Here is a 20,888-nt window from a genome sequence, read left to right on the forward strand (position 1 = left end):
GGCGACCCGGCTCGAATCAGCCTTCGAGTCTAACCCGCCTTACCACTCACGACGGGTCAGCGGTAGACCTCGAGCTCGTAGATCCGCGACGCACCGTTGCCGTCGTTGGCCGGGGTGGTCACGTTGAGCTTCACGTACCGGGCCGAGCGGGCCGCGATCGGGTGATACGTGCGGCTGGCCCGGGACCCGGTCACGGACGCGACCGTCGTCCACGCCGAGCCGTCGGTCGACGTCTGGATCGTGAAGGCGCCGGTGTTCCAGCCCGTGGTCTCGCCGCCGAGGCCGGCGTGCTTGACCACGAACGAGGACACGTTCTGCGCCGACCCGAGGTCGACCTGGAGGAACTTCGTCGCGGCGGTGGTGCAGAACTTGCTGTTGCCCGCCAGGCTGCCGTCGACGGCGTTGGCCGCGCCCTCGGCCGAGTTGCACGGCGCCGAGCCGGTGGCCGCCTTGCCCTGCGCCAGGTTCGGGCCGAGCTCCGGCGCGGCCGGCGGGGGTGTGAACCCGTCGTTGTACGACGGCGGGACGTCGGTGGTGCTCGTGCCCCAGGCGCTCGGCGACGAGCCCATCGTGTAGTTGAGCGTGGCCGCGCCCGCGATGTCGCCGTAGCGGATCCACGACTTGGTCGTCGCCGCACCGTTGACGCTCAGGCTCTGCACGTATTGGGCGCCCTGGCCGGCACCGGTGCCGGTGATCTGGATCGTCCCGCTCGGCCGGATGATCGACGCCGCCGGGAACAGCGGGCCGTGCAGGGCGAGGACGTCCGCACCCGGCGTCGCCGGGTACATCCCCAGCGCGGCGAAGACGTACCACGCCGAGGTGGCGCCGAGGTCGTCGTTGCCGGGCAGGCCGCCCGCCCCGGTGGTGAACGACTCGTTCATCACCCGCCGCACGGCCGAGCTCGCACCCTGCGGGTGGGCCGCGTAGTTGTAGGCCCACGGAACGCCGTGCTCGGGCTCGTTGCCGATGTAGAAGTACGGCTGGGTGAGGCCGCCGTTGAGCTGGGTGAAGTGGTGGTCCAGCCGCTGGACGGCGGTCTGGCGGCCGCCCATCAGGTTGATCAGGCCCTGGTAGTTGTAGGGCACCATCCACGTGTACTGGGACGGGTTGCCCTCGGTGTAGCCGCTGTCACTCGACGGCACGACCGGCCAGGCCCACGTGCCGGTGCTGCCGCGCGGCTGGATGTAGCCGGAGTCGGTGCCGAACACGTTCTGCCACCACTGGGCGCGCTGCATGTACGTGGTGTACTTCGTGGTGTCGCCGAGCGCCTTCGCGAACTGGGCCACGGCGAAATCCGACGCCGAGTACTCGAGGGAGTCCGACGGGTCTTCGGAGACGTAGTGCCGGCTGAGGTACCCGGACTGGCGGCCGCGGATCGCCTGCCCCTGCGTGGTGCCGCCGTTCGAGCTCTTGTCCATCAGCGCCAGCGCCGCCGCGGTGTCGAAGCCGCGGACGCCGAACGCGTACATGCTGCCCACGATGATCGGCCCGGGGTCCCCGGTCATCACGAAGTGCTCGTTGCTGTTGTGCGACCACTTGGGCAGCAGCCCGCCCTGCTGGCCGTCCAGCACCATGGACTTCGCGATGTCACTGGCTTCGTTCGGGGCGACCAGCCCGATCAGCGCGGCCCACGACCGGTAGATGTCCCAGCCGGAGTAGTTCTGGTACACGGTGTGGGAAGCGGTGTGGACGGCTTGGTCGAACCCGCGGTACTGGCCGTTGCGGTCGCTGGCGATGTTCGGGTTCTGGAACACGTGGTACAGCGCCGTGTAGAACTTCTGCAGGTCCGCGGCGGCCCCGCCGGTCACCTGGACGCGGTTCAGGACGGTGTTCCAGCTCGTGTCGGCCGCACCGCGGATCCCGGCGAAGTCGAACCCGGGGTTTTCGGCGGCGAGGTTCGCCTGCGCGTTGGCCAGGCTGACGAACGAGATGCCGACCTTCGCCTGCACCGCGGTGTTGCTCGAGGTGTCGAAGGTGACGTACCCGCCGGAGTTCGTGCCGCTGGTGCTCGCGGACCCGGCGTTCACGGTGCCGCCGAGCCAGGTGCCGAACCCGCTGGGCGCGCGGTCGAACTGGATCACGTAGAAGATCTGGTACGTCTTCGAGGAGCCGCAGAAGCCGCCGCCGGTGACCGAGCCGGTGACCTGGCTGCCGCTGATGCTGATCGAGCCGCTGCGTTTGCCGGTGGCGCTGCGGCCGGTGTTGACCAGCAGCCGCGCGGACGTCGTGTTCGGGTAGGTCAGCTTCATGAAGCCGGACCGCTGGGTGGCAGACAGCTCGACGGTCGTGTTGTAGGTGTCCAGCTTGTTCTTGTAGTAGCCGGGCGCGGCCGACTCGTTCGCCTTGGTGTAGCGGCCCGCGTACCCCGTCCAGCCGGTGCCCGGCGAAGTGCCGATCGCGCCGGTTATCGGCAGCAGGCCGAGGTCTTCGTTGTTGGCGCAGCCGGCGCCGTTGAAGTGGGTCAGGCTGAATTCTTCGATGCTGGTGTCGCCGTAGCGGTAACCGGACGGCGACGCGGTCGGGGTGTCCGGGCTGAACTGCACCATGCCGAACGGCACGACCGCACCCGGGTACGTGCTGCCGCCGGCGCCGCCGGGCACCGGGTTGGGCGAGTTGCTGTTGTCGGTGCCGATGAAGGGATTCACGTACTGCGTGAGGGCGAGCGTGGCGGCGCCGGCGGCCGGGGCGGCGAGTCCCGCTCCCAGCAGAACCGCGGCGAGGGCGGCCGCGAACACGCGGCCGGCCAGTGGTCTGGACATGACCCTTCCTCTCCTTGTCGCACCTTTTCCGCTGGGCGACATCGTTGTCGGGCAAGCAGAACGAGCGATGACAACGTTGTCAGCTTGGCTTGTGCCGCGCCGGCAACGTCCAGGGGGATCGAAGTGGTACCGGAACTCGGTGGCAGGACATGGTGGCACGGAAGGACCTGCTCGCGATAGCACCAAAAGTTCGTTGTGCGCCAACCGGTTCCACGACCGGACCACCCACCCCGGGTGGACCACCCGAGCCGGATCCCACGTGATCAGGCCCGGAACCCGCGTGATCGAAGCCGGAACTCGCGTGATCGAGGCCGGAACTCGCGAGTTACGGCTTCAATCACGCGAGTTACGGGTTCAGTCACGCGAGTTACGGCTCGGATCACGAGCCGGTCACCCAGGTCTCGCCGAGTTCGGTCGTCGTCGCTTCGCCGTTCGTCAGGTCGGCGAGCCAGCCGTGGAATGCGTCGGCCTCACCCGGAGCCAGGCCGATCTCGAAGCGGGCCCGCTCGTCGAAGCGGGTTGCGTGGAGCAAGTAGGGAGATGCGCGCAGGTCGTTCTCCAGCCGGCCCGCGCGGTCGTAGCTCACCGCCACCTCGATGAGATTGAGACGGCGGTGTTCTAGTACACCAACACGTTCCAGAGCGTCCGAAACGGACTGACCGTACGCGCGGATCAATCCGCCCGCGCCCAGCAGCACCCCGCCGAAGTACCGCGTCACCACCGCGACGGTGTCGGTCAGTTCGCGGCGGCGCAGCACTTCCAGCATCGGCGTGCCCGCCGTGCCCGCCGGTTCCCCGTCGTCACTGGACCGTTGCGTCCGCCCGTCCGGGCCGAGGACGAAGGCGTGACAGTGGTGCCGTGCACCCGGATCCGCGCGGCGGCGGGCCGCGATGAACTCGCGCGCGGCCGCTTCCGACGTGATCGGAGCCAGTGCGCACAGGAACCGGGAACGCTTGATCTCGATCTCGTGGACCCCGGCACGAGCCACGGAGAGATAACGATCAGTCATCGGCCAAGTCCGCCATGCACCCAGCTTCCCACCTCGCAGCGGGGGTACCACAGCCGCCCCGGACCACTTCGGACGGACGTTTCCGCAGGTCAACGACACAACAGCTCGCTGTGCGGGAGCTTCCGCCCGGCATATGGGACTGCCCCGGGGCACGTCAACGCCAGCGTGGCATTTCCCACCCGGAGGCAACGACGTATGTCGATAACAGCGAATTCACACTATCGTCATAAGACCCGGCGAACCCGGGAGTAACACCGCGCGCTCCGGACGGCCCCCACCACCCTGGCGGTCCTGTGCGCGCACGCAGCACCCGACACGTTCGGCTGCCCAGTGTTGTGCGGCCTCCCAGATGATCCGCGTCCGGTTTCCGGCGTCACCAAGCCAGCACAGTGACGCTCGGCCGGTACCTCGCGGCCATCTTGCACCTCGACAACAGCAACTGTTCTCGACTGACCATCGCGGTACCGGACCACTTCGTTAACCGGTTCAGCTCGAACCACTCGATGGAGTGAGTACCGGTCGCGCCAACGCCTTGGGAGGCGGCCAGCCGTGACCCACCGTGCCAGTTCCCTGCCCCCGTCCGGGGAGCAGCTCAGCAACGCCGAGGCCGCGGGCCTCTACCGGAGCGACTACGAACACGACGCCTGCGGTGTCGCCTTCGTCGCCGACCTGACCGGGCGCCGAGATCATGCGATCGTCGCCAAGGCCCTGGTCGCGTTGCGCAACCTGGAACACCGCGGGGCTCGTGGCGCCGAACCGGACACCGGCGACGGCGCCGGGCTCCTGATCCAGATCCCGGACGAGTTCTACCGCGAGGTCGTGGACTTCGCCCTGCCCGAGCCGGGCACCTACGCCGTCGGCACGGCTTTCCTGCCGCAGGACGAAAAGCGCCGTGGCCGGGCCATGACGACCATCGAGCGCATCGCCGCCGAGGAGGACATGCGCGTCCTCGGCTGGCGCGAGCTGCCGGTGCACACCGAGCACTGCGGGCCGACCGCGGCCGAGACCATGCCGCACTTCACGCAGCTGTTCCTCGCCGCGCGCCGCCCGAAGCCGGAGCACTCGGACCCGCTGCACATCGAGCGCAGCGCGTTCTGCGTCCGCAAGCGCGCCGAGCGCGAGCTCGTCGAGGACGACGTCTACTTCCCGTCGCTGTCCTCGCGAACGATCGTCTACAAAGGAATGCTCACCGAGCCCCAGGTCGAGCGGTTCTTCGCCGACCTGACCGACGAGCGCGTCACCAGCGCCATCGGCCTGGTGCACTCCCGCTTCTCCACCAACACCTTCCCGTCGTGGCCACTGGCGCACCCGTACCGGTACGTGGCGCACAACGGCGAGATCAACACCCTGCGCGGCAACCGCAACTGGATGGACGCCCGCGAGGCGCTGCTGGAGACCGACCTGGTCCCCGGCGACCTCAAGCGGATCTACCCGGTGATCACCCGCGGCGCCAGCGACTCGGCGAGCTTCGACGAGGTCCTGGAGCTGCTCCACCTCGGCGGCCGCTCGCTGCCGCACGCCGTCCTGATGATGATCCCGGAGGCCTGGGAGAACCACCAGGAGATGGACCCGGCGCGGCGCGCGTTCTACGAGTTCCACTCGACGCTGATGGAGCCGTGGGACGGCCCGGCGCTGGTCGCCTTCACCGACGGCTCGCAGATCGGCGCGGTTCTCGACCGCAACGGCCTGCGCCCCGGCCGGTACTGGGTGACCGACGACGGCCTCGTCGTGCTCGCCTCCGAGGTCGGCGTGCTCGACCTCGACCCGGCGACGATCGTCCGGAAGGGACGCCTCGAGCCCGGCCGGATGTTCCTCGTGGACACCGTCGAAGGCCGAATCATCGAGGACGAAGAGGTCAAAACCGAACTGGCCACCGCCCACCCGTACGACGAGTGGGTCGAGGCCGGCCTGGTGCACCTGGACGATCTGCCGGAGCGCGACCGCGAGGTCCCGCTGCACGCTGCGCTCGTCCGCCGCCAGCAGGCGTTCGGCTACACCGAGGAAGAGCTCGAAGCCATCCTCGAGCCGATGGCCCGCACCGGCGCGGAGCCGATCGGCTCGATGGGCAACGACTCGCCGATCGCGACGCTGTCCAGCCGGCCGCGGCTGATCTTCGACTACTTCATCCAGCTGTTCGCCCAGGTCACCAATCCGCCGCTGGACGCCATCCGCGAGGAGCTCGTCACCGCGCTCGGCACGCAGATCGGCGCCGAGCCGAACCTGCTCGTCGGCAACGCGGCCAGCTGCCGCCGCATCGTGCTGCCGTTCCCGGTGCTCGACAACGACCAGTTCGCCAAGCTGGTGCACGTCAACGACGACGGCGACCTGCCCGAGTTCCAGGCCGTCACCGTGCTCGGCCGGTACAACGTCCACGGCGGCGGTGACGCGCTCGTCAAGCGGCTCGACGAGATCCGCGCCGAAGTTTCCGAGGCGATCGAGGACGGCGCCCGGCTGATCGTGCTGTCCGACCGCGGCGTCGACGAAAACCACGCGCCGATCCCCTCGCTGCTGCTGACCGGCGCGGTGCACCACCACCTCGTCCGCGAGAAGACGCGCACGCAGGTCGGCCTCATCGTCGAGGCCGGCGACGCGCGCGAGGTGCACCACATCGCGTTGCTCATCGGCTACGGCGTCGCCGCGGTGAACCCGTACCTGGCGATGGCGACCGTCGAGGAGATGGCCCACCAGGGCCTGATCCCCGGCGTGACGCCGAAGCAGGCGACGCAGAACCTGATCAAGGCGCTCGGCAAGGGTGTCCGCAAGACGATGTCCAAGATGGGCGTTTCGACCGTCGCGTCCTACACCGGCGCGCAGATCTTCGAAGCGATCGGGCTCGGCGAAGAGGTCATCGAGAACTGCTTCACCGGCACGACGTCCCGCCTCGGCGGGGTCGGCTTCGAGACGCTCGCCGACGAGGTCGCGAAGCGGCACGAGTACGCCTTCCCGGCCGACGGCGTCCGGCCCGCCCACCGCGAGCTCGAAACCGGTGCGGACTACCAGTGGCGCCGCGAAGGCGAGCCGCACCTGTTCAACCCGCAGACGGTGTTCAAGCTCCAGCACTCCACGCGGGCCGGGAAGTACGAGGTCTTCAAGGAGTACACGAAGGCCGTCGACGACCAGGCCGAGAAGCTGCTGACGCTGCGCGGGCTGTTCGACTTCAAGTACGGCAAGCGCGCGCCGGTGCCGATCGAGGAGGTCGAACCGGTCTCGGAGATCGTCAAGCGGTTCGCCACCGGCGCCATCTCCTACGGCTCGATCTCCATGGAGATGCACCAGACCCTCGCCATCGCGATGAACCGCCTCGGCGGCAAGTCCAACACCGGCGAGGGCGGCGAAGACCCGGAGCGGCTGTACGACCCGGAGCGGCGCAGCGCCGTCAAGCAGGTCGCCTCCGGCCGGTTCGGCGTCACGAGCGAGTACCTCGTCAACGCCGACGACATCCAGATCAAGATGGCGCAGGGCGCGAAGCCCGGTGAAGGCGGGCAGCTGCCCGGCGCGAAGGTGTACCCGTGGATCGCGAAGACGCGGTTCTCGACGCCGGGTGTCGGCCTGATTTCGCCGCCGCCGCACCACGACATCTATTCGATCGAGGACCTGGCGCAGCTGATCCACGACCTCAAGAACGCCAACCCGAACGCGCGCATCCACGTGAAGCTCGTGTCCGAGGTCGGCGTCGGCACGGTTGCGGCCGGTGTGTCGAAGGCGCACGCCGACGTCGTGCTCATCTCGGGCCACGACGGCGGAACGGGCGCGTCACCGCTGTCGTCGATCAAGCACGCGGGTGGCCCGTGGGAGCTCGGCCTGGCCGAGACGCAGCAGACGCTGCTGGCCAACCGGCTGCGCGACCGGATCGTCGTGCAGACCGACGGCCAGCTCAAGACCGGCCGCGACGTCATCATCGCGGCGCTGCTCGGGGCCGAGGAGTTCGGCTTCGCGACCGCGCCGCTGGTGGTGTCGGGCTGCATCATGATGCGCGTCTGCCACCTCGACACCTGCCCGGTCGGCGTCGCGACGCAGAACCCGAAGCTGCGCGAGAAGTTCAGCGGCAAGGCCGAATACGTCGTCAACTTCTTCGAGTTCATCGCCCAGGAGGTCCGCGAGTACCTGGCGGAGCTGGGTTTCCGGTCGATCGCCGAGGCCGTCGGGCACGCCGAGTTCCTCGACAAGCGCAAGGCGATCGACCACTGGAAGGCGGCCGGGCTCGACCTGTCGCCCATCTTCCACGTGCCCGACATGGCGCCCGCCGGCCTGCGGTTGCAGCAGACGCTGCAGGACCACGGGCTGGAGAAGGCCCTGGACAACACGCTGATCCAGCTGGCCGAAGGTGCGTTGAACTCCGGTGACAAGGTGCGGCTGGAACTGCCCGTCCGCAACGTGAACCGGACCGTCGGCACCATGCTCGGCTCGGAGCTGACCAAGCGGTGGGGCGGCGAAGGCCTGCCGGACGACACCATCGACGTCACCTTCACCGGCACCGCGGGCCAGTCGTTCGGCGCGTTCCTGCCGAAGGGCATCACGCTGCGGCTCTACGGCGACGGCAACGACTACGTCGGCAAGGGCCTCTCCGGCGGACGGCTGATCGTGCGGCCGCCGCGGGAAGCGCAGTACACCGCCGAAGAGCAGATCATCGCCGGCAACGTCATCGCCTACGGCGCGACCAGCGGCGAGATCTTCATCCGCGGCAAGGTCGGCGAGCGGTTCTGCGTGCGCAACTCCGGCGCGCTGGCCGTCGTCGAAGGCGTCGGCGACCACGGCGGCGAGTACATGACCGGCGGCCGGATGGTCGTGCTCGGCCCGATCGGGCGCAACTTCGCGGCCGGCATGTCCGGCGGCATCGCGTACGTGCTGGACCTGCCCGCGCACCGCGTCAACCCGGAGATGGTCGACCTCGACCCGCTCGACTCCGAGGACGCGGACTTCCTGCGCGAAACGCTGGAAAAGCACTACAACGAAACGGAATCCGCGGTCGCGCGGGAACTGCTGGCCGACTGGGACGCGGGCGTCGACCGCTTCGGGAAGGTCATGCCGAAGGACTACAAGCGCGTGCTCGCCGCTCAGGTGCAGGCCGAGCGTGATGGGCGCGACGTGAACGAGGCGATCATGGAGGCCGCACATGGCTGACCCCAAGGGCTTTCTGACCACCACCCGCGAAGAGCCGAAGCGCCGTCCGGTCGACCTGCGGCTGATGGACTGGCGCGAGGTCTACGAAGACTTCGCCACCACCAAGCTGGAGAAGCAGGCCGGCCGCTGCATGGACTGCGGCATCCCGTTCTGCCACCAGGGCTGCCCGCTCGGGAACCTCATCCCGGAGTGGAACACGCTGGTCTGGCGGGACGACTGGCGCCAGGCCATCGAACGGCTGCACGCGACCAACAACTTCCCGGAGTTCACCGGCACCCTGTGCCCCGCTCCGTGCGAAACCGCGTGCGTGCTGGGGATCAACGACGACCCGGTGACGATCAAGCGCGTCGAGATCTCCATCATCGACCGCGCCTTCGAAGAGGGCTGGGTGACGCCGCAGCCGCCGACCGCCCGCACGGGCAAGAAGGTCGCGGTCGTCGGGTCCGGCCCGTCGGGACTTGCCGCGGCGCAGCAGCTCACGCGCGCGGGCCACAGCGTCGTGGTCCTCGAGCGGGCCGACAAGATCGGCGGGCTGCTGCGCTACGGCATCCCCGAGTTCAAGATGGAGAAGCACCGGCTCGACCGCCGTCTCGCGCAGATGGCGGCCGAGGGCACGGAGTTCCGGACGTCGGTGAACGTCGGCGTGGACCTGCCGGTTCCGGAGCTCCTGGCGCACGACGCCGTGGTGCTGGCCGGTGGCGCGACCGACTGGCGCGACCTGCCGATCCCCGGCCGTGAGCTCGACGGCATCCACCAGGCGATGGAGTTCCTGCCGCCGGCCAACCGGGTCGCCGCGGGCGAGCTGGAGAAGTCGCCGATCGACGCCTCCGGGCTGGACGTCGTCGTCATCGGTGGCGGCGACACGGGCGCGGACTGCGTCGGGACGTCGCACCGCCAGGGCGCGCGTTCGGTGACGCAGCTGGAGATCATGCCCAAGCCGCCGGAGTCCCGCTCGGACGTCCACCCGTGGCCGACGTACCCGATGATCTACCGGGTGTCCTCGGCGCACGAAGAGGGCGGCGAGCGGCTCTACGCGGTGAACACGCAGGAGTTCCTGGGCGACGCTTCCGGCCGGGTGCGCGCGCTGAAGCTGGTCGAGGTCCGCAACGAGGGCGGCAAGTTCGTCCCGGTGCCCGGCTCGGAACGCGAGCTGCCGGCGCAGCTCGTCCTGCTGGCGATGGGTTTCCTCGGGCCGCAGAAGAAGGGCCTCATCGAGGACCTCGGCGTCGAGCTGGACGCGCGCGGCAACGTGGCCCGCGACAAGGCGTTCAAGACGAGCCTGGACAACGTGTTCGTCGCCGGCGACATGGGCCGCGGCCAGTCGCTGATCGTCTGGGCGATCGCGGAGGGCCGCAGCGCCGCGGCCGGCGTCGACGCCTACCTGACCGGGCGCGAGGTGCTGCCCCGGCCGATCGCGCCGACGGACCGGCCGATCGGGTGAGACCCGGCGCCGGCGGAGGTGTCATCGTCGCCACCTCCGCCGGCGCTGTTCCACTGTTCAGCCGTAGTACCCCTTCTCGAGGTCGTCCAGCAGCCCCGGCTGCGTGGGCCGCCAGCCGAGCAGGTCCCGGGTCAGCGCACTGGACGCCGGCTGGTCGAGCGCCAGTATCCCGCCGAGGAAGCCCAGCTCCCCGGCGGTCACGGACGTGACCGGCAGCCCGAGGCGGCGGCCGGCCACCTCGGCGATGGCGCGGATCGGCACGCCTTCGTCGCCCACCGCGTGCAGCACCGCACCCGCCGGGGCCTGCTCCAGGGCCAGGCGGAACAGGTGGGCGGCGTCGAGGACGTGCACCGCGGGCCAGCGCTGGGTCCCGTCACCGACGTACGCCGCGATGCCCTTCTCGCGGCCCAGCTCCACCAGGCGGGCGATGAGCCCGTGGGCGTCGCCCTCGCCGTGCACCGAACGCGGCAGCCGCACGAGGGACGCGCGGACCCCGCGCTCGGCCGTCTTCAGCACGGCACGGGCGACGTCCCCCCGGCCGGCCACCGGGCCCGCGAAGACGGAGTCGTCCCGTTCGGTCGCCGGGCGTCCGGGCACCATCGGCGTTCCCGAGGCAGCGGCGAAGGGCTTGCCCGCCAGCTCGGCGCCCAGGGCACCGACCACGGCCGCGTCCGTCCGGATCGCGGCGTCCATCCGGCTGAAGTCGTGGCCGAAGGCGAGGTGGACGACGCCGTCGGCCTCCCGGGCGCCCGCTTTCAGCGTTTCGAGGTCGTCCAGCTCGCCGCGGAGCACGTCGGCACCCATGGCGGCGACGGCGGCCGCCGAGGCGTCCGACCGGGCGAGCCCGAGGACCCGGTGCCCCGCGGCGAGGAGCTCGGGGACGAGAGCCGAGCCGATCCAGCCCGACGCGCCGGTGACGAAGACACGCATGGAGGTTCTCCCTTTGTGATGACACTAGATGACATCACCGTAGCACGTGTGACGACACCAAGTGTCATCGCCTAGGGTGGGGGGATGAGCCGCTGGGAGCCGAACGCGCGCGAGCGTCTGCTGGACGCCGCGCTCGACCTGTTCGGCGAGCGGGGGTACGACAGCGTCACGGTCGCCGAGATCGCCGAGCGCGCCGGGCTGACCAAGCGGACCTTCTTCCGTCACTTCACGGACAAGCGCGAAGTGCTCTTCGCGGGTCAGGAACCCCTCAGCCGCATCTTCGCCGAGACGATCGCGGACGCCCCGGCCTCGGCCACCCCCATCGAGGCGGTCGCGGCCGCACTGGCGGCGGCCACGGCAGCCTTGGGACCGCAACGGCGGGAGCGGGCCCGCCAGGTCCGGACCGTGGTCGCCGGCCACACCGACCTGCGCGAGCGCGAACTCCTCAAGCTCGCGACGCTGAGGGCTGCCATGGCCGGCGCCCTGCGCGAACGCGGCGTCCCGGACCCGGCGGCCACGTTGGCCGCGGAGATCGGCGGCCTCGCGTTCTCGACGGCGTTCAGCCGCTGGGTGGCCCCGGCCAACGACCAGGACTTCCCCACGCTCACGGCCGAGTCCCTGGCGGAACTGATGGCGGCGACCGCCACGCTCGGCTGAGGCGTCCTAGTACGCGGCGCGGCCGGGAGGGACGGGCCGATCGCGGGAGTTCGCCGGGATAGGTAAGGGAACCGGGGGCCGGCGCCCGGACGCTCCCCGCACCGGCCACGCGGCGGTCGCCCGCCGGGTAACTACCGGTGGGCCTCCCGCCGCGCCGCCGGGGACCAGCGGGCCCGGTGACCGTCCTCAGTGGACAATCAGCCGGCCTGGAGGCTGTCCAGGAGTGCGCTGCCCAGCGGAGTCAGCGAGTGCAGCACGGTGTTGCGCTCCCGGTGCGTGATGATCAGCCCCGCCCGCCGCAGCACCGTGGTGTGCTTGCTGGCCGCCGAGGGCGTGACCCCCAGCCGTGCCGCCAGTTCCGACGTCGAGCAGCCGACCGCCAGGATCGTCAGCGCCGCCGCGCGGGTCGGGCCCAGCAGGTCCGCCAGCGCGTTGCCCGGCGCCTTGCGGGCGCCCCGGCCCGCGAACCCCGCGGGATGCACGGCGTGGCGGACGCACGGGTGGTGCAGCCGGGGAATGCCACCGGGGGCGGGCGGCACGAGGGCCGGGCCCACCGAGAAGTACGTCGGGACCACCAGCAGGCCGGTGCCTTCCGAGGGGAGCGTCCCGGCGATCCGGTCGTCGGTCTCCAGTACCGGCGCCGTCCAGCGCACCTTCGGCCGCAGGCCGGTCAGCAGCGCGTCGATCCCGCCGTGGAGCAGCACCTGCGTGCGCATCCCGAGGTCCGCGTCCACCTGCGCGCACACGACGTCCCAGCACGGGGCCAGCGCGATTTCGTGGTAGTCCTGCAACGCCTGGACGAGCCGCGGCAGGCCCGCGGTGTCGCCGTCGGCGAGCGCGGCCGCCCACGCGGGCAGGTCGCGCCCGGCCGGCGCGGTCCGCAGCGCGGTCTTGAGGTTCACCGCGTCGGTCTTCAGCACCGCGGCGAGCCCGGACTCCAGGTCGTACCGGCCCGCGGCGGGCAACAGGAACTCCGGGACCGGCGCGTCCGGGCGGCAGAGCCACAACAGCACCGACGCCGAGTCCGGCAGACCCTGGCGCACCCGGTGGCGCCACCGGGTGAACGCCGCCGACGCCGCGTGGCGGCCGCCGTCGCGCCGCTGCAGCACCTGCAGGCTCCCGGTCAGCTCGCCCATCGGATCGGCCGCGGCCGCCAGGCGGGTGCGGACGAGGTCCTGCAACGTCAGTCCGATGCGCACGGTCCCCCCGGAGTGTCTGCCGGTCCATCGGCTCCGGATCTCGTTCCGTTACACCGCTGACCTGCGTTTTGGCCCCTCCGGGAAATCACCTCGACGGCGGCCGGGCGGCACTGAATGATGTTGGGAAGAGACCGCTTTCGGGGGTTTGACGGTCTCGACGAGGGGGAATCGCCGGCACGGCCAAGCGCCGGGTCCACTGTGGCCCGGGGCCGGTTGACGCACGCTTTATCCCTTCGTCGTCATCGGTGAAGCGACGGATAGGGGAACCATGACGAAGATGAAGCGCCTGATGGTGACGGTTGCCGCGGCGGCCGGCCTGTTCGGCCTGGTGGCAGTGCCGCAGGCCGGTGCCGAGCAGGTGGACGGCCAGGGGGACGTGCAGGTCCACACGCTGGCCGGGGGGATCAAGCTGCGGCCCGCGAAGGTGGGTGCCGCCCACCGGTCCACCGCCGGGGTCGCCGGCGCCCAGGTCGCCGAGGCGGACGCCTACCTGATCGAGTCGGCCGCCTTCGGCCGCTGCTGGGACGCCGACCTCGGCACGATCAACGCCAACGGCACGATCATGGCGCTGTGGGACTGCAACGTCTACGCCGCCAACCAGGCGTTCTACATCACCCGGAACCCGGAGGGCTACCTCCGCTTCCAGAACGTGCAGAGCGGCCGGTACCTCGAGGCCGACGGCCTCAACCTCGGCCAGAACGGCACGAAGGTCCAGCTGTGGGACTTCCAGCCGGGCGGCAAGAACCAGTGGTGGCTCGACACCGTGAACCCGGAGGGCTACCTGCGGCTGCAGAACCCCGCGAACAACCGCTACCTGACCGGCGAAGGCTCGGTCGGCGGCAACGGCACGCGGATGCAGCTGTGGGACTTCATGGCGGGCGCCAAGTCCCAGTGGTGGTTCTGATCCGGCAGGCGAGGTGAAACGCGGGCCCCGGCCGGGGCCCGCGTTTTCTTTTCCGCAAAAAATGTCGCGCTCAACTTAATCTTTCGTGTGAAACCGCCGGACGGGTGGCACGCCGCGCTCCGGCACTGCACTCTGTAATCAGGGGACCCGGTCGGCCGAGGGGGGATTCCGGTCGGCCGGGTGCCCGCCGAGAGGCGGGCTTTTTTCACACGGGAGGGGACCCGAATGAGTGTCGATCTGTCCACCACGCTGTCCTGGACCACGGCGACCGGCGACGCCGCCACGATGCTCGGCGAACTGCAGCCGAACATCCTCAAGGCCCACGTCCGCGACCACCTGTCCGCGCTGTTCCTGTCCTTCGGGGACGCCGCGGAGGCGAGGGCCTTCCTCGTCTCGGTCACCGGGAAGATGAAGTCCGCCAAGGCCCACCTCGACGAGGTCGGCGCGTTCAAGGCCGGGGACGCCGCGGGAACGCCGTACGTCGGGGTCGGGCTCACCGCGGCCGGCTACCACGCTCTCGGCGTCGAGAACTTCCCGCAGGACGAGGCTTTCCTGCGCGGGATGACGGCACCGGACACGCGGCGGAAGCTGAACGACCCGCCGCGCTCGACGTTCGATCCGGGCTACCGCGGGGAAATCCACGCCGTTGTGCTCGTCGGCGACGCCACCGACAAAGCAATGGCCGCACGCCGCAACGAACTCCTCGGCCTGCTGCCGGACTCGGCCACCGTGCTCGCGGAGGAAACCGGCCTCGGCCGGGTCAACGCGCGCGGCGAAGGGATCGAGCACTTCGGGTACGTCGACGGCCGCAGCCAGCCGCTGTTCCTCACCGAAGACGTCGACGCGGAGAAGAACAACACCGACGGCATCAACGTGTGGAACCCGGCGGCGCCGCTCGAGCAGGTACTGGTGCCGGACACCGCGGCGCCGGATCCCGGAGTGCATTTCGGCAGCTATTTCGTTTTCCGCAAACTGGAACAGAACGTCCGGCGGTTCAAGCAGGCCGAAGCGGACTTGGCCGACACGCTCGGCCTGACCGGCGAAGACCGCGAGCGGGCCGGGGCGATGCTCATCGGCCGGTTCGAGGACGGCACGCCGCTGACCACCCAGCGGGAAGACGGCGCGGAAAGCCCGGTGTCGAACAACTTCACCTACGACAGCGACCGCGCCGCGCTGAAGTGCCCGTTCCAGGCGCACATCCGCAAGACCAACCCGCGCGGTTCCGGCGGCGCCGAAGACCCGGCCGGCGAGCGGCGGCACCTGATGGCCCGCCGCGGCGTCACGTACGGGGAGCGCCCGGACGACCCGAACGCCGAAGTGCCGCCCGCGGCGCGGCCGAGCGGCGGCGTCGGGCTGCTGTTCATGGCCTTCAACTCACGACTGGGCAACCAGTTCGAGTTCACGCAGGCGGTCTGGGCGGACAACCCGGGCTTCCCGATCGTCGACGGCGTCACGCCGGGGCTGGACCCGGTGATCGGCCAGGGCGAGCGCGGCTCGTCGGACTACACGGTGGACTGGGGCGGCTCGGCGCAGCGGACGGCCGGTCCGGTCCCGCAGTCGGTGACGCTGCGGGGCGGCGAGTACTTCTTCATGCCGTCGCTGGCCTTCCTGCGCGCACTCTGATCGTCGAGGCCACCACCCGGCCCCGGGTGGTGGCCTCGACGGCGTCAGGCTTCGAGCAGGTCGAAGGCCAGCAGACCGGCGCCCAGCCGCCCGGCTTCGTCGCCCAGCTCGGCGATCCGCAGCTCCGGCATCTTCTGGAACGTCAGGTGCGCGGCCAGCCACTCCCGCACCGGCTCCAGCACGTAGTCGGCCGCGGTGAACAGGCCACCGCCCAGGACGATCACCTCCGGGCCCAGCAACGTCAGCAGCGTCCGGATCCCGTGGCCGAGCCCGTCGAGCGCGTCCTGCACGACCGCGACCGCGACCTCGTCACCCCGGCGGGCCAGCTCGACGACCTCACGAGCGCCGTCGGCCGCGCGGCCCGTGCGCTCGGTGTAGCGGCGGGCGATCGCGGCCGCCGACGAAATCGCCTCCAGGCAGCCGGTCGCACCGCAGCCGCACTTGCCGGAGTGGCCGACGTCGATGTGCCCGACCTCGCCGGCCTGCCCGTGCGCGCGGTGGATCCGGCCGTCGAGCAGCAACGCGGCCGCGATGCCGGTGCCGACCGGGATGAACGCCGCGTTCGTCGCGCCGCGGCCCGCGCCCACCCGGAACTCGGCGATACCGCCCGCGGTGACGTCGTGGCCGAACGCCACCGGCAGCCCGAGCCGGTCTTCCAGGAGCTCGCCGAAGCGGACTTCGCGCCAGTCGAGGTTGGCCGAGAAGTGGCAGACGCGCGTCTGCTCGTCGACGATCCCGGGCACGACCACGCCGACCGCCGCCGGCTGCCCGGTGCCCGCCTGCTCCGCCAGCGCGGCCACGATGTCCGCGGTCTGCGCGGCCAGTGCCGTGCCGTCCGCGCTGCGGGCCGTCTCCGCGCGCAGTGCTGCCTTGGGCTGGAGCTGCTCGTCGAGCAGAGCCGCCTTGATCGTCGTCCCGCCCACGTCGAGGGCCGCCACCATTCGAGTCACCGCGGCATTGTCACATTGACGCGGCCCGAACGGCGGACCTACGCTCAACCGGCCAGACGACGGATTCCGGAACGCGGTGAAAGTCCGCGCGGTCGCGCCACTGTGACCCCCGCCAGGGGGAAGCCAGACCCGGACCGTCGTGACCGACCCCGATGAGGCCGCGAAAGCCCGAGGAGGCCACGCTCATGACCCAGACGGCAGTTCCCGCCGTTCCGCTCCCGATCCGCATCCCGATCCGTGAGATCGTGCCGTGGGCGGTGTTCGTGGTGCTCCTCGCCTTGATCGCGCTCTACTTCGTGAGCGCCGAGCAGGGCGCCACCGCGGTGTTCGCGAACATGTACGTCCACGAGTTCGTGCACGACGGCCGGCACCTGCTGGCCTTCCCCTGCCACTGATCGGCGGGCACGTACTCCCATGATGAAGACCTTGCTGGTCCGCGGCATGCTCGCGGGCCTGATCGCCGGTGTGCTCGCGTTCGGGTTCGCCTACGCCTTCGGTGAGCCGTCGGTGAACGCGGCCATCGGGCTCGAGGATTCCGGCGGCCATGCGCACTCGCACGACGCTTCCGCCCCTGCGGACACTTCCCACGAAGAGGAGCTGGTCCCCCGGGACGTCCAGAGCACCCTCGGGCTGCTGACCGGCGTGCTCGTGTACGGCGTCGCGATCGGCGGCTTGCTCTCGCTGGCGTTCGCGTTCGCCCAGGGACGGCTCGGCTCGCTGCGCCCGCGGGTGACGGCGCTGCTGCTCACCGCGGGCGCGTTCACCGTGGTGTTCCTGGTGCCGTTCCTGAAGTACCCGGCCAACCCGCCGGCGGTGGGCCGGCCGGGCACGATCGGCTCCCGGACCGAGCTCTACTTCGGATTCGTCGCGGTTTCGCTGCTCGCAGGCATCCTCGCCACGGTGTTCGGCCGCAAGCTGGCGGACCGCCTCGGCGCGTGGAACGGCTTCCTCCTCGCGGCGGCGGGCTACCTCGTCGTGATCGGCGTCGTGGCCTGGCTGATGCCGGTGGTCGACGAGGTCCCGGACACGTTCCCGGCCTCGACGCTGTGGAGTTTCCGGACGGCGTCGGTCGGGACGCAGGTGACGCTGTGGCTGGCGCTGGGCTTGGCGTTCGGCGCGTTCGCGGAGAAGGCGCTGCACCGGCGGACCGCCGTCGCGGCTTGAGCCGAATGAGCGCATCGAACGCGCCGATCGCGGCCGTGGAGGTCGAGAACTGCTAGGGCGCGCCCGGCGGGACGAATGACAGGTCCGGCGGTGCTCCGCGCTCCAGCAGCGTGCGCAGCACCGCCGTCTCCAAGTGCTCGTCGATCGCGTCCGCCAGTTTGTCCAGCATCTCCTCGCGCAGCTCGCCGAATCCCGGGGCGTCCGGGGCCGGGGTCCAGGCGACCCCCGCCTGCGCCGCCGCTTCGGTGAGCCACGCCCGGCGGAAGGCGTCGTTCTCGAACGCGCCGTGCCACATCGTGCCCCAGACCGGTCCCGCGCGCAGGCCATCCAAAAAGGACTCCGCCGCACTCGTGGTGGTCACCGAGCCGTGGTGGATCTCGTAGGCGTCCACCCGGTTTCCCCGCCACTGCCCCGTGGGCCGCGCGAGCACCTTCTCCGCGGCGAACGTCACCCGCGCCGGCAGGAGGCCGAGGCCCGGCACCTCGCCCGCGGCGGATTCGACCTTGTCCACAATGGACTCCGTCAGCATCTGGTAGCCGCCGCAGATGCCGAGGACCGGGCGGCCCGCGGCGGCCCGGGCCGCCACCGCCGTGTCGAGGCCGCGGTCCCGTAGCCAGGCCAGGTCGCTCACGGTGGCGCGCGAGCCGGGCAGCACCGCGACGTCCGCCGTCGCGACCACGTCGGGGTCGGCGGTCAACGTCACCGTGACCCCGGGCTCGGCGGCCAACGCGTCGACGTCGGTGGCGTTGGACGCGCGCGGGAACCGGACGACCGCCACGGTGAGGCCACCGCCGTGCGCTTCGCGGCGCCAGCCCGCCGCGGCGAGGGCGTCCTCCGAGTCGAGCCACACCCGGTCCAGCCACGGCAGCACGCCCAGCACCGGCCGCCCGGTGACCTTCTCGAGGCTGTCCAGGCCGGGGCGCAGCAACCCGACGTCGCCGCGGAACTTGTTGACCACCCAGCCCGCGACCAGCGCCTGGTCCTCCGCCGAGAGCAGCGCGAGGGTGCCGAACATCGCCGCCAGCACGCCCCCGCGGTCGATGTCTCCGACAACCAGCACCGGCAGCCCGAACCGCCGCGCGAGCCCCATGTTGACGTAGTCGCCGCCGCGCAGGTTGATCTCCGCCGGACTGCCGGCGCCCTCGCAGACGACGACGTCGTAGCGCGCGCTGAGGTCCTCGAAGGCACCGAACGCGATCTCGGCCAGCCCGGCCCGGCCGGTGGCGTACTCCCCCGCTTCGAGGGTGCCGAAGGGCTTGCCGAGCGCGACGACGTGGCTGCGCCGGTCGCTGCCCGGTTTGAGCAGCACCGGGTTCATCGCAGCCTCGGGTTCGGCACCCGCGGCGCGCGCCTGCACCCACTGGGCGCGGCCGATCTCGGCACCGTCGCCGCAGACCATCGAGTTGTTGGACATGTTCTGCGCCTTGAACGGCGCCACCCGCACCCCCTGGCGCGCGAGCCAGCGGCAGATCCCGGCGGTGACCAGGCTCTTCCCGGCATCGGAGGTCGTCCCGGCGACGAGCAGCCCGCTCACCGGGCCACCACCGCGGCCAGCGCGACCGCGGCCGCACCCACCCGGCGCGACAACCGCACCGCGCGTCTCAAGTCGACCGGTTCCGGGTCCCGGCCCTCCCCCAGCCGGGCCCGGCTCTCCACCTCGCCGCCGTAGCTGTTCGTCCCGCCGAGCCGGATGTCCAGCGCGCCCGCGAACGCCGCCTCCACCTGGCCCGCGTTGGGGCTCGGGTGCCGGCCGCCGTCGCGGCGCCACACCCGCCAGGACTCCCGCGCCCGGCCGCCCGCGCACAACGCCGTGAGCACCGCCCCGATCCGCGACGGCACCAGGTTGGCGACGTCGTCGGCGCGCGCCGCGGCCCAGCCGAAGCGGCGGTAGCGCGGCGAGCGGTAGCCGACCATCGCGTCGAGCGTGTTGAGCGCGCGGTAGCCGAGGAGGCCCGGCATCCCGGCGACGGCGCCCCAGAACAGCGGCGCGACCACGGCGTCCGAGGTGTTTTCGGCGATCGACTCCGTGGCTGCACGGGTCAGCTCGGCGGAGTCGAGCGTCGTCGCGTCGCGCGCGCAGAGGTGCGAGAGCCTCTCGCGCGCTTCGGGCACTTCGCCCGCTTCGAGCAGCCTCGCCATTCCGGCGCCTTCGTCGGCGAGCCCGCGTCCGCCGAGTACGACCCACGTAGAGACAGCTGTCGCCGCGAAGCGCGCGAAGGGGTGTCGCCGCGTCGCCGTCTGAAGCGCGACGCCGAGGCCAACGGCGCCGAAGGTGCACAACGCCGCGTACGCGACTCCGCGCGGTTTCGAATCAGCCCACAGACGGTGTTCCAGGCGGGCCGCGGTGGTACCGAACAGAGCCACCGGATGCCCCTTTCGGGGGTCACCGAACAGAGCGTCGGTTACATATCCGGTCACGAGCCCGGTCGTGGTTGTCCCTAGACGGAGTGGCACGTGGCGCACGGTAGCGCGTGCACCAGAATGCCGGTATGACTGTGTCCGATGCCGCCTCCGCGCGAAAGCGTACGTCGGCGGGGCTGACCCACCGGCTCGCCGGGTATCTCGAAACCCTGGCCCGCGCCCTCCGCCGGTACGGGCGCGACGAAAGCAAGGTGCTGGTCCTCGGCGGCGTCCGCTCGGGGAAGTCACGGCACGCCGAGCGGCTCGTCGCCCACCACCCGCACCTCGTCTACGTCGCGCCCGGCCTGCCCGCGGGCGCAGACGACCCTGAATGGGCCGCGCGGGTCGCCGCGCACCAGGCGCGGCGCCCCGCGAACTGGAAGACCGTCGAGACCACCGACCTGGCCGGGATCCTGCGCACGGCGACCGAACCGCTGCTGATCGACTGCCTCGGCACGTGGCTGTCCCGCGTGCTGGACGACGTCGGCGCGTGGCGGCAGAAGCCGGGCTGGGAGCTCCGCCTCGACGACCGGCTCGAGGACTTCCTGGCCGCGTGGGCCGCGGCGCGGGTGCCGGTGGTGGCGGTCAGCAACGAGGTCGGCAGCGGTGTGGTGCCCGCAACGTCGTCCGGGCGGCTGTTCCGTGATGTGCTGGGCGCACTCAACAACCGGGTGTCCGCCGACGCCGACCGGGTCGTGCTGGTCGTCGCGGGCCGGGCGCTCGACCTGTAA

15 protein-coding genes are annotated in these 20,888 nt (G+C 71.1%); 8 read left to right on the forward strand and 7 right to left on the reverse strand.

Translation table 11 applies throughout. The annotated features are described in order from the left end of the window. Nucleotides 1-56: 56 nt before the first annotated feature. Both Q5425_RS26105 and Q5425_RS26110 read right to left on the reverse strand, forming a co-directional pair. Nucleotides 57-2,759 carry a GH92 family glycosyl hydrolase gene (locus tag Q5425_RS26105; RefSeq protein ID WP_308674947.1) on the reverse strand — a complete coding sequence of 901 codons (2,703 nt, stop codon included), beginning with the start codon at nt 2,757-2,759 and terminating at the stop codon, nt 57-59. Nucleotides 2,760-3,138: 379 nt separating this feature from the next. Then, nucleotides 3,139-3,768, reverse strand: coding sequence for a YigZ family protein (locus Q5425_RS26110; RefSeq protein ID WP_308674948.1), 630 nt, complete (start codon nt 3,766-3,768; stop codon nt 3,139-3,141). A gap of 549 nt (nt 3,769-4,317) precedes the next feature. On the opposite strand from Q5425_RS26110, the gene gltB reads away from it, so the two are divergent. Then, entirely contained in the window at nt 4,318-8,889 is a 4,572-nt protein-coding gene (gltB, locus tag Q5425_RS26115) for a glutamate synthase large subunit (RefSeq protein ID WP_396135247.1), read from the forward strand. Then, on the forward strand, nt 8,882-10,330 hold the full coding sequence (locus Q5425_RS26120) for a glutamate synthase subunit beta (protein ID WP_308674949.1): 1,449 nt from the start codon (nt 8,882-8,884) through the stop codon (nt 10,328-10,330). The genes gltB and Q5425_RS26120 overlap by 8 nt, the downstream gene beginning before the upstream one ends. 57 nt (nt 10,331-10,387) lie before the next feature. On the opposite strand, the gene Q5425_RS26125 is transcribed toward Q5425_RS26120, so the two are convergent. Then, on the reverse strand, nt 10,388-11,260 hold the full coding sequence (locus Q5425_RS26125; protein ID WP_308674950.1) for an SDR family oxidoreductase: 873 nt from the start codon (nt 11,258-11,260) through the stop codon (nt 10,388-10,390). A gap of 84 nt (nt 11,261-11,344) precedes the next feature. Between Q5425_RS26125 and Q5425_RS26130 the strand changes: the two genes are divergently transcribed. Next, nucleotides 11,345-11,917 carry a helix-turn-helix domain-containing protein gene (locus Q5425_RS26130; RefSeq protein ID WP_308674951.1) on the forward strand — a complete coding sequence of 191 codons (573 nt, stop codon included), beginning with the start codon at nt 11,345-11,347 and terminating at the stop codon, nt 11,915-11,917. Between the two features lie 197 nt (nt 11,918-12,114). Here the strand turns inward: Q5425_RS26130 and Q5425_RS26135 are convergent, their stop codons facing one another. Then, nucleotides 12,115-13,116, reverse strand: a complete 1,002-nt coding sequence (locus tag Q5425_RS26135) for a winged helix-turn-helix domain-containing protein (RefSeq protein WP_308674952.1) — start codon at nt 13,114-13,116, stop codon at nt 12,115-12,117. A gap of 268 nt (nt 13,117-13,384) precedes the next feature. Here Q5425_RS26135 and Q5425_RS26140 point away from each other — a divergent pair, with 268 nt between their 5' ends. Beyond that, complete coding sequence (locus Q5425_RS26140) at nt 13,385-14,020, forward strand: RICIN domain-containing protein (protein ID WP_308674953.1); 636 nt, start codon at nt 13,385-13,387, stop codon at nt 14,018-14,020. A 225-nt stretch (nt 14,021-14,245) separates the two neighbouring features. Beyond that, entirely contained in the window at nt 14,246-15,643 is a 1,398-nt protein-coding gene (locus tag Q5425_RS26145) for a peroxidase (RefSeq protein ID WP_308674954.1), read from the forward strand. A 44-nt stretch (nt 15,644-15,687) separates the two neighbouring features. Here the strand turns inward: Q5425_RS26145 and Q5425_RS26150 are convergent, their stop codons facing one another. Beyond that, complete coding sequence (locus tag Q5425_RS26150) at nt 15,688-16,584, reverse strand: ROK family protein (protein WP_308675080.1); 897 nt, start codon at nt 16,582-16,584, stop codon at nt 15,688-15,690. Between the two features lie 194 nt (nt 16,585-16,778). Between Q5425_RS26150 and Q5425_RS26155 the strand changes: the two genes are divergently transcribed. After that, nucleotides 16,779-16,988, forward strand: coding sequence for a CbtB-domain containing protein (locus Q5425_RS26155; RefSeq protein WP_308674955.1), 210 nt, complete (start codon nt 16,779-16,781; stop codon nt 16,986-16,988). 19 nt (nt 16,989-17,007) lie between these two features. Further along, the gene (locus Q5425_RS26160) at nt 17,008-17,757 is read left to right on the forward strand and encodes a CbtA family protein (protein ID WP_308674956.1); all 750 of its coding nucleotides are present in this window, start codon (nt 17,008-17,010) and stop codon (nt 17,755-17,757) included. A 52-nt stretch (nt 17,758-17,809) separates the two neighbouring features. On the opposite strand, the gene Q5425_RS26165 is transcribed toward Q5425_RS26160, so the two are convergent. Both Q5425_RS26165 and Q5425_RS26170 read right to left on the reverse strand, forming a co-directional pair. Then, entirely contained in the window at nt 17,810-19,291 is a 1,482-nt protein-coding gene (locus Q5425_RS26165) for a cobyric acid synthase (RefSeq protein ID WP_308674957.1), read from the reverse strand. Then, on the reverse strand, nt 19,288-20,211 hold the full coding sequence (locus Q5425_RS26170) for a cobalamin biosynthesis protein (protein ID WP_308674958.1): 924 nt from the start codon (nt 20,209-20,211) through the stop codon (nt 19,288-19,290). The genes Q5425_RS26165 and Q5425_RS26170 overlap by 4 nt, the downstream gene beginning before the upstream one ends. Before the next feature lie 35 nt (nt 20,212-20,246). Between Q5425_RS26170 and Q5425_RS26175 the strand changes: the two genes are divergently transcribed. Beyond that, complete coding sequence (locus tag Q5425_RS26175; RefSeq protein ID WP_308674959.1) at nt 20,247-20,888, forward strand: bifunctional adenosylcobinamide kinase/adenosylcobinamide-phosphate guanylyltransferase; 642 nt, start codon at nt 20,247-20,249, stop codon at nt 20,886-20,888.

The sequence above is a fragment of the Amycolatopsis sp. A133 genome (assembly GCF_031082405.1).
Taxonomy (GTDB): domain Bacteria; phylum Actinomycetota; class Actinomycetes; order Mycobacteriales; family Pseudonocardiaceae; genus Amycolatopsis.

Coding starts and splice junctions, on each gene's coding strand:
- Q5425_RS26130 (WP_308674951.1), top strand. CDS start 11,345: ATGAGCCGCTGGGAGCCGAACGCGCGCGAGCGTCTGCTGGACGCCGCG.
- Q5425_RS26160 (WP_308674956.1), top strand. CDS start 17,008: ATGATGAAGACCTTGCTGGTCCGCGGCATGCTCGCGGGCCTGATCGCC.
- Q5425_RS26120 (WP_308674949.1), top strand. CDS start 8,882: ATGGCTGACCCCAAGGGCTTTCTGACCACCACCCGCGAAGAGCCGAAG.
- Q5425_RS26150 (WP_308675080.1), bottom strand. CDS start 16,584: ATGGTGGCGGCCCTCGACGTGGGCGGGACGACGATCAAGGCGGCTCTG.
- Q5425_RS26105 (WP_308674947.1), bottom strand. CDS start 2,759: ATGTCCAGACCACTGGCCGGCCGCGTGTTCGCGGCCGCCCTCGCCGCG.
- Q5425_RS26125 (WP_308674950.1), bottom strand. CDS start 11,260: ATGCGTGTCTTCGTCACCGGCGCGTCGGGCTGGATCGGCTCGGCTCTC.
- Q5425_RS26155 (WP_308674955.1), top strand. CDS start 16,779: ATGACCCAGACGGCAGTTCCCGCCGTTCCGCTCCCGATCCGCATCCCG.
- Q5425_RS26110 (WP_308674948.1), bottom strand. CDS start 3,768: ATGACTGATCGTTATCTCTCCGTGGCTCGTGCCGGGGTCCACGAGATC.
- Q5425_RS26175 (WP_308674959.1), top strand. CDS start 20,247: ATGACTGTGTCCGATGCCGCCTCCGCGCGAAAGCGTACGTCGGCGGGG.
- Q5425_RS26140 (WP_308674953.1), top strand. CDS start 13,385: ATGACGAAGATGAAGCGCCTGATGGTGACGGTTGCCGCGGCGGCCGGC.
- Q5425_RS26145 (WP_308674954.1), top strand. CDS start 14,246: ATGAGTGTCGATCTGTCCACCACGCTGTCCTGGACCACGGCGACCGGC.